General features: G+C 63.4%; 8 protein-coding genes and 1 pseudogene. 3 read left to right on the forward strand and 6 right to left on the reverse strand.

The window, feature by feature from the left end; genetic code table 11:
* From ENZ74_RS12675 to ENZ74_RS12700, 6 genes are all read right to left on the reverse strand, one after another.
* On the reverse strand, nt 1-622 hold a 622-nt coding region (locus tag ENZ74_RS12675), incomplete at its 3' end, for an ABC transporter permease (protein ID WP_164761017.1).
* On the reverse strand, nt 619-1527 hold the full coding sequence (locus tag ENZ74_RS12680) for an ABC transporter permease (protein WP_082826516.1): 909 nt from the start codon (nt 1525-1527) through the stop codon (nt 619-621). The genes ENZ74_RS12675 and ENZ74_RS12680, both read right to left, overlap by 4 nt.
* Nucleotides 1528-1551: 24 nt before the next feature.
* Nucleotides 1552-2631, reverse strand: coding sequence for an extracellular solute-binding protein (locus tag ENZ74_RS12685; RefSeq protein ID WP_023809407.1), 1080 nt, complete (start codon nt 2629-2631; stop codon nt 1552-1554).
* Nucleotides 2632-2634: 3 nt separating this feature from the next.
* Nucleotides 2635-3327 (reverse strand): XRE family transcriptional regulator, encoded by a 693-nt coding sequence (locus ENZ74_RS12690; RefSeq protein ID WP_024503956.1) that lies wholly within the window; start codon nt 3325-3327, stop codon nt 2635-2637.
* 132 nt (nt 3328-3459) lie between these two features.
* Nucleotides 3460-4554 (reverse strand): ROK family transcriptional regulator, encoded by a 1095-nt coding sequence (locus ENZ74_RS12695; RefSeq protein ID WP_013530471.1) that lies wholly within the window; start codon nt 4552-4554, stop codon nt 3460-3462.
* Between the two features lie 57 nt (nt 4555-4611).
* Nucleotides 4612-5262 carry an SGNH/GDSL hydrolase family protein gene (locus tag ENZ74_RS12700; RefSeq protein WP_023809404.1) on the reverse strand — a complete coding sequence of 217 codons (651 nt, stop codon included), beginning with the start codon at nt 5260-5262 and terminating at the stop codon, nt 4612-4614.
* Between the two features lie 320 nt (nt 5263-5582).
* On the opposite strand from ENZ74_RS12700, the gene ENZ74_RS12705 reads away from it, so the two are divergent.
* The 3 genes and pseudogenes from ENZ74_RS12705 to ENZ74_RS12715 all read left to right on the forward strand — a co-directional run.
* A complete protein-coding gene (locus ENZ74_RS12705; RefSeq protein ID WP_013530473.1) occupies nt 5583-6662 on the forward strand; it encodes a substrate-binding domain-containing protein in 1080 nt (359 codons plus the stop codon).
* An 81-nt stretch (nt 6663-6743) separates the two neighbouring features.
* A complete protein-coding gene (locus ENZ74_RS12710; RefSeq protein ID WP_013530474.1) occupies nt 6744-8255 on the forward strand; it encodes a sugar ABC transporter ATP-binding protein in 1512 nt (503 codons plus the stop codon).
* Between the two features lie 9 nt (nt 8256-8264).
* Nucleotides 8265-8715, forward strand: a pseudogene (locus ENZ74_RS12715) (ABC transporter permease); the annotation flags it as partial.

Raw genomic sequence — 8715 nt, forward strand, 5'->3', positions numbered from 1 at the left:
GCGCGACGATGATCTCATCGAAGGAGGTGACGAAGGCAAACAAAAGCCCGGACAGGATGCCGGGCGCGATCAGCGGCAAGGTCACGGTGCGGAATGTGGTGAAGCGGTTGGCGCCGAGACTTGCCGCCGCCGTCTCCAGCCGCGCGTCGAAGACTTCGAGGCTTGCCGACACGGCGATGATGACGAAGGGGATCGCCAGCATCGTATGTGCGATGACGAAGCCGGTGGTGGTGCCGACGAGCTGGTAGTCGAGATAGACGGCGTAGATGCCGATGGCCAGCACCACGCCGGGCACGATCATCGGCGTGATCAGGATGGCGCGCAGCAGGCCGGCGCCGGAATGTTTCATGCGGCTGAGGCCGAGCGACGCCAGCGTGCCGATCAGCGTGGCGGCGACGGCGACGAGGCCCGCGACCCTCAGCGAATTGAAGAAGCTCGACAGCCAATCGGGGTTGGTGAAGAAATTCTCGTACCATTGCCAGGAGAAGCCGGACGGCGGGAAAGCGAGCGACTTCTTCTCGTTGAATGACATCGGGATGATGACCAGCGTCGGCATCACCAGCCAGACGGCGACCAGCAGGCAGAACAGACCGAGCAGAAGGCGGGATGGTGCCAGTCTCATGATCTGGACGCCTGCTTGTGGCGCTGGCGCATCAGCGGGGCGGCGAGCGCTAGAAGCACGAAGGTCGCGACCAGCAGCACGACGCCCATGGCGCCGCCGCGGCCCCAGTTGAGCAGGCTGAGCACCTGGCTCTGCACCAGCGTCGACAGCATGGTGCTGCGCGGGCCGCCGAGCAGGGCAGGCGTGATGTAGAAGCCGAGCGACAGGATGAAGACGATGATGGCGCCGGCGAAAACGCCGGGCAGCGACAGCGGCAGATAGATTTGCAGGAAGGCGCGTGCCGGGCGCGCACCAAGGCTGCGCGCCGCCTGCACGAGGCGCAGATCGATGCCGCGCATGACCGAATAGAGCGGCAGGATCATGAACGGCAGCAGCACCTGCGCCATGCCGATGACGACGCCGGTCTGCGTGCGGATCAGCTTCACGCCGTCAAAGCCGAGCAGCCTGATGACCGAATTGATGATGCCGGAATCCTGCAGCAGGATGACCCAGGCCAGGGTGCGCACCACGCCGCTGACCCAGAACGGCACCAAAACGCACAGGATGAGGACCAGCCGCAGGCGCGGTCCGACCGCCGTCATGAGATAGGCATAGGGGTAGGCGGCGATGACGCAAACGATGGTGACCCAGGCTGCGATGGAAAAGGTGCGCCACAGGACGGTGACATTCACCGGGGTGGAAAAGAACCAGGCATAGTTCTGCAAGCCCCAAGATGGGTCCGAGAAGCTGCGCAGCGTGACGGTCAGCAAGGGATAGCCCATCGCGGCGATGAGCAAAGCCAAGGCGGGCATCGCCAGCAGCGAAGGATAGGCAGCAAGGCGCGGGCGCCGCTGCGGCGCCCGCACGGCACCTGGCGGCCGAGGATGATCACCCCCGGCCGTCGGCGTATGCGATGTCTGGCTCACGCCGTCACCTCAGCGGTAGCCGGCTCAGTTGCCGGCCATCAGCGCTGTCCACTTGTCGGACGCGGCGGCGAAGTTGGCGACCCAGAACTTGATGTTCTGCTGATAGCCGAGCTTGGCGTGGTCCGGCGTGTTGGTCAGAAAGGCGGCGACGGATGCGTCGACCTTCGGCTGTGCCTCGTTGTTGATCGGCGAGTAGGAGGTCTGCTCGGTCAGGATCTCCTGCGACTTCTTGCCGAGATAGGCGTTGATCAGCGCGTAGGAAGCGTCGGTGTCCTTGGCGCCGACCGGGATGGTCAGCTGGTCCATGACGACCAGCCAGTCCTTCCACACCGGCGTGTAGGCAGCGCCGTTCTTGACCGCCGTCATGGCGCGGCCGGTCCACATGATGATCATGTCGGCCTCGCCGGATTCGGCGAGCTGCTGGGATTCTGCGCCCGTCTTCCAGAAGATCGTGTCGGGACCGATCGCCTTGATCTTGGCGATGCCCTTGTCGATATCGGCCGGCGTCATGGCGTCGACCTTGCCGCCGTCTGCCAGGATGGCCTGTTCGATCAGGCCGCCGAGCGGGCTGCCGCTGCCGTCGATGGCGCGGGTGCCGGGAAATTTCGCGGTGTCGAAGAAGTCCTTCCAGTCCTTCGGCGGATTGTCCTTGTACGTGTCGTTCTTGTACATCAGGACCATGCCGTAGTTCATCGCCGGCACGCTGCACTCGCCGACCTGTCCGGGCGGGATGTGCGAGATGTCGAGCTTGGTCAAATCCAGCTTCTGGAACAGTTTTCCGCAATGCACGAAGGGCGGAAAATCGTCCGTATCGACGACATCCCAGGTCACATTGCCTGATTCGACCTGCGCCTGGAGCTTGGCGATTTCGGTCGGCCCATCATTCAAAAGCTTGACGCCGCTCTTGTCGACGAATTCCTTGAGGGCGGCGACCTGGCCGTCCTGGTAGATGCCGCCATAGGAGACGAAGGTCAGCGTCTTTCCCTTCAGCGAGCCGTCCACCACGGTCCCGGCCGGCGGCGCGTTCTGCGCGTGAGCGGCGGCCGCAAGCAAGGCCAGTGCGGCGGCGCCGACGAACCCGGCCAATCTTGATCTGCTTCCCATTTTCTAACCCTCCGATGGCTCGCTGTTTGATTTTGGTAGGCCGGGCGCGAGCGTTTTCCGGGCTACATATTGGTCGAGGTCGACGGCGCCGCTGGTCGGCGGCGCAATGATCCACAGCACTTCGGCCACCGTATCGCCGACATTGATCGTCCGGTGGGGCGTCGAGGTCGAATATTCGATGCTATCGCCCTCTTCGAGGGTGAAGCTCTCCTCGCCGAGCGTCAGTTGCACGCGTCCGCGCAGCACGAGGAACATCTCGCTCGCGTTGCCGTGCGTGTAGGGCACGTCGCCGGTCGAGCCGCCGACGGCGAACTCGCCGCAATAGACTTCCATCTCGCGGATCGGCCGGCGCGACAGCAGCGTCTTGCGGTAGCCTTCGCTGGTCGGCAGCGCCGGCCGCTCGCTGCGTGTCAGCACCGCGTGCGGCGACACTTCGCATTCGTCGAAAAGATCGGCGAGGCTGATGCCGAGCGCATTGGCAATCAGCATCAGCGTGCTGGTGTTGGCGCCGGAAAGGCCGCGCTCGAGCTGGCTTAGGAAACTGGCGGTGGTGCCGATCATGTCGCCGAGCTGGCGCAGCGTCAGGCGCCGCGTGGTGCGATAGGCCTTGATCCGATCGCCCAATACCGTCGAGCGGCGCGCTTCGGCGCTGGTCGCGGCATTGTCGTTGAGTGCGTGATCCGCAGCGATTTTCATGGCGATCTCAGGGTTCACTTAACATGCTATTAAGTGGGGCGTCCTGGCAAGCGGATTCGCCTGGTCACCTGAAAATCATTGATGGACCTGCAGAGGGCATGATCGGCCGACCGGCAACCCGGTTCAGCTCGATCACTGGATCATGAAGCGCGAACTGAATGGCAGGCTTGCCGCGCCGACGGCCTTCGGGCTGATGGTGACGCGCGCCGGCAGCGCTTCGATGCCGGGGAATTCCCGGCCGATGTCGTCGCACAAGGCCTCGGCAATCTTTTGCGGCGCATAGCTGGACAGGACGACCGTCCTGAACTCGACAAACTGGGTCAGCGCGGAGATCGACGCTTTCAGGCGGTCGGAACACTCGCCCAGCCATGCGCTGTAGGCCTCGCCCAGATCGGGCCACTCAGGGCTGCTGCTCCAGATGATTTCGGACGGGCGCCCGCGCATGGCCAGTTCGCTCTCCAGGCGCATCAGGCCGTGATCGAAGCTGGCGCTGGAGTTTCCCTTGTAGATCTGGTGGTTGAGGATGAGCCTGCTCTGCAGCCGTGCTCCGAGATAGAAGAACAGATAATCGTTGAGCGGCTTTGCGACGCCGAACATACTCTCGCCGCCGGCCGCAGCGGTGATGTCGTTCTGCACGAAAACGGGCAGCTTGATCTGTTCCTCGATCTCGGCCTGCAAGGCCTTGAGCGAGGTGCTCGATCCGTTGCGGGTTGCAGCCATCGTGTCGACATCGTCGGGAACCGCCAGGCCGATGCCGGCAACCCGGCTGCGCGCCTCGACCGGCAGGCTGGTCATGGCTTGCCCGATCGCGCCGAACAGATCGCTGCTTTGCGGAAACGGATTGGCTTCATCCGCCGGCAACTGCGTGTGGAAGCGCACCGTGCCGATGAAGTCGATGAGCGCGATGTCGATCCTGCGCCGGCTGAAGCCGACGCCAACCGCATAGGCGCCCTCCGGGTTGAGTGAAAGCGGGATCGTCGGCGGCCCGACGCGGCCGCGCTGCGCCTCGCCCTGCGAGACCAGGCCCTCCTGCTCGAGCGAGCGAACGATGACTGAAGCCGTCTGCGCCGACAGGCCGGTCTTCTCGCCGATTTCCATCCGCGAAATGCCTTCGTTCTGAAGCAGCAGGGACAGCACCAGCCGCTCGTTGTAGCTGCGGACGCTCAATGCATTCAGCCCGCTCGCACGATCGGCGATGCGCAAGGGATTGGGTGGTGCGAATCTCATGTCAGGCAAAGGTCGCCCCGTCGGTAAGAGCGCGTTGCCTGGCGGCGGTATGGTTGCTCATGTCGAGCGGCTCCAGCCGATGGCATCGACCGCGCGGGCGAGCGCGGTGCCCAGCAATCTGTGCGCCTCGGCATCGATGTGAAAGCCGTCCGCCTCGCTGCACGACACCACCGAGCCGGCATCGAAAAAGTGCAGTTCGAGCGAGTCCGCCAGAACCTCGAACTCGAGCGCGAGCAGGCGCGATTTCTCCGGCGCGCCGGCGAATATGGACTTCCATTCCTTGACGTCGTCCTGCATCGGCGGTGGCGCCACGATCATGATCTCGGGCGTCGAGCCGCCCGGACCTGGCGCCAGCTCCTTGATGTCGTAGACGAGGCAGCCGATCCCCATCGCCACTTCCGACGGCGGCTTGTTGAAGCGGATCTTCAGATCGTTGGTGCCGAGCATGATGATGACGAGGTCGAGCGTCGCATGGCTCTGCAGGCAAGGACGAAGATAGGTTCGGCCGTTCTTGTGGGCGCCCTCGATCGGGTCGTCGTGGACGGTGGTGCGGCCGCTCAACCCCTCCTCGATGACATACCAGTCAGGGCCCAGCTGAGAACGCAATATGCCCGGCCAGCGTTCACCCGGACCATAGCGCTCGAGCGGCCCCCTGCCGGGGATCTGGCCGTGCGTGTTGGAGTCGCCGTAGCACAAGACTGATCGCATGTTTTTCCCGCCGGGACAGACTGCGCGCCGAAGCCGGCGAGCGCCATTCATGATGGATAGTGGAGCGGCGAAAGGCAAGCAAGGGAATAGTCATTCAACCTGACTAACTATTGACAGGGCGAATCCGCTGTGCTTCTAAAGTGCCCGGAGGAGTTCTCGACCGTCATCATCGTCCAGCAGAAGTTGGGCTTCGACACGCATGTGTTCGGGGGCGGGAGAATTGCGCGCATCGGTCGGTTTGTGACGGGGGCATGCATTGGGAGAGCGTCTCGTGGCCATACGAATTTGTAGGCCGGAGCAACCACAAGGAGGAGTGTTCAATGTTAGGATTGCTGAAAACCGTCGGCCTGGGGATGCTCGTTGCGTCCACGCTTGCCGTGACGTCCCTGGCGCATGCGCAAGACGTCAAGCTGATGGACGGCGTGGCGCCGCGCCCCGACGACACGCGCATGACCGCCGCCGGTGCGTTCAAGAAGGACCCGCCCTGGGTCATCGGCATGAGCGACTTCGGTGTCAACGCAAACACCTGGACGGTGCAGGTGGCGCATGAGGCGGAGAACGCCGCGGCCAAGGACAAGCGCATCTCGAAATTCATCCTGCTCGATGCCGGCTTCGACCAGAAGAAGCAGGTGGCCGATATCGAGGACCTGATCGCACAGCATGTCGACGCCATCATCGTTCAACCGGTGACCAGCACGTCGGCCAATGCCAGCATCGCCAAGGCGGTCGCCGCCGGCATCCCGGTCATCCTTCACACCGGGCGTATCGATTCCGACGCCTACACCACCGAAATCCAGGGCGGCGCCGAGCACTTCGGCAAGGTCATGGGCGACTGGCTGGTGAAGACCGTCGGCGACAACGGCAAGATCTGGGTCCTGCGTGGCCTGGCCGGCCATCCGGAAGACACCAACCGCTATAACGGCCTCCTGGAATCGCTCAAGGGCACGCATGTGCAGATCATTGCCGAGGAGCATGGCGACTGGCAGTACGACAAGGCCAAGAAGCTGTGCGAGACGCTCTATCTGAACAATCCGCAGGTCGACGGCATCTGGTCGTCCGGCGCCGACATGACGCGCGCCTGCGTCGATGTCTTCAAGCAGTTCGGCACACCCATTCCGCCGATTTCGGGCGAGGGCAACAATGGCTATTTCGGCCAGTGGATTACGGATGGGTTCAAGTCGATCTCTCCGGAATACAGTCCCGCCCAGGGCGCTGCCGGCGTGCGCGCTGCCGTTGCCCTTCTGGAAGGCAAGCAGCTCTACAAGCGCTATGTCTACAATCCCGACGGATGGGACCAGGACAAGGCCAAGAAATACTATCGCGATGACCTGACCGCCAATGTCTGGTGGCCAAGCGAACTGCCGGAAGACAAGCTCAAGGAATATTACGGCAAGAAGTGACGGCGCCGTGGCTGGCGGGGAGTGGACAAACATTCCCCGCAGGCCGTTCCATGTGTCGAATCCGGTTCGTTCGAGGGTTTCGTGACCAATCTTGTCGAGATGTCCCACATTTCGAAGGCATTCGGAGGGAGCAAGGCGCTCCACTCCGTTTCCCTCGACCTCAAGGCGGGCAGCATCCACGCCCTGATGGGCGAGAACGGTGCCGGCAAATCGACGTTGATGAAGATTCTGGCGGGCGTGCATCAGCCCGATTCCGGCGAGATCTTCATGAGCGGCGAGAAGCTCGATCTGAAGTCGCCGCGCGCCGCGCTCGATGCCGGCATTTCGACCGTTTTCCAGGAGCATTCGCTGCTGCCCAATCTGTCGATCGCCGAGAACATGTTCCTCGGCCGGGAGCCGACGACCCGGTTCGGCTCGATCGACTATCCCGCGATGAAAAGCCAGACCGCCAGGGCGCTTGGCGAACTCGGCCTCACGCTCGACCCGTCGCAACTCGTTTCCAACCTGACCATAGCCGAGCGGCAATTCGTCGAGATCGCGCATTGCATCCAGGCCGACGCCAGCGTGCTCATCCTCGATGAGCCGACGGCGGCGCTCAACGCGGCCGATGTCGATGTGCTCAACCGCAACATCCGCCGGCTGCGCGACAAGGGAAAAGCCATCGTCTACATCTCGCATCGCATGGAGGAGATCTTCGAGTTGTGCGACACCGTGACGGTGCTGAAGGATGGCGCACTGGTCGGCACAAGGACGGTGCCCGAGATCACCACCGACGAACTCATCGCCATGATGGTCGGACGCGAACTCCAGGACCTTTTTCCCGATCGTACGGGCGATGTAGGCGATGAGATACTGCGCGTCGAAAACCTCAAGATCACCGAGACATCGCAGCCGCTGTCGCTGACTTTGCACAAGGGCGAGATCGTCGCCCTGGCCGGGCTGGAAGGGCAGGGCCAGCAGCGCTTCCTGCGATCGCTGATTGGCCGCTACCATCCCTTCGCCGGGACGATTTCCATCAACGGCAAGGCGCTGAAGATGCCGCTCCCGGCGTCGGCGGGCGTTCGGTATTTGCAGCAGCTGAAGGTCGGCTTCGTTCCCGAGGACCGCAAGGAAGAGGGGCTCTTCCTCGCTTTGCCGATCGCCCACAACATCGCCATCGGATTGCATTCGAGGCGCCCGGAACTTGCGCCGGCGCGGCCATATCGAAACGTCATCGCCCGCATGATGGAGGTCATGAACATAAAGGCGGCGGGCCTGTCGGCTGCGGTCGGTTCGCTGTCGGGCGGCAACCAGCAAAAGGTTCTGCTCGGCCGCTACCTTGCCGCCGATCTCGATCTTCTGCTGGTCGAAGAGCCGACGCGCGGCGTCGACATCGGCGCCAAGTCCGAGATCTACCATCTTCTGCGGGACTTCACCGCGAAGGGCGGCGCGGTGCTGGTGCTGTCGCGCGAGACGATCGAGCTGATCGGGCTCTGCGACCGCATCTACGTCGTCCATCACGACACGATCGTGGCCGAAATGCCGGCAGCGCAGGCGAGCGAACACAAGATTCTCGACGCGGCCCTCATGGGCGGCTCCACGCGCCAGCATTAGGGGCCTGCCATGGTTCGTTCGGTTTTCAACATCCTGAATGGCCGGAACACGCGGCAGGGCCTGTGGGGCCTGCCGCTGCTGGTCGCCTTGCTCATTTCGCTGTGGCTGACCGTCGAGACGACGCAGTTCGCCACGGCCGAAAACCTCTTCAACCTGGTTGCCCAGGCGATGCCGCTGATCATCGCGGCGATCGGACAGCTCGTCGTCGTGCTCATCGGCGGGCTCGACCTGTCGGTCGGCTCGGTCATCAGCTTCACCACCGCGGTGCTGGCGCTCGACCAGCCAGCGATTGTGTTGATCCCGGCGGTCTTCGTGCTGGCGGCAGTCATCGGGCTGATCAACGGTCTGGCGATCACCCGTTTCAACGTCCATCCGATCATCGCGACGCTGTCGACGCAGTACATCGTGCTCGGCATCACGCGCATCCTGCGGCCCGTCTCCGGCGGCACGGTGCCGGAGA

Source organism: Mesorhizobium sp. M7A.F.Ca.CA.002.15.2.1, assembly GCF_003998715.1.
GTDB lineage: Bacteria > Pseudomonadota > Alphaproteobacteria > Rhizobiales > Rhizobiaceae > Mesorhizobium > Mesorhizobium ciceri.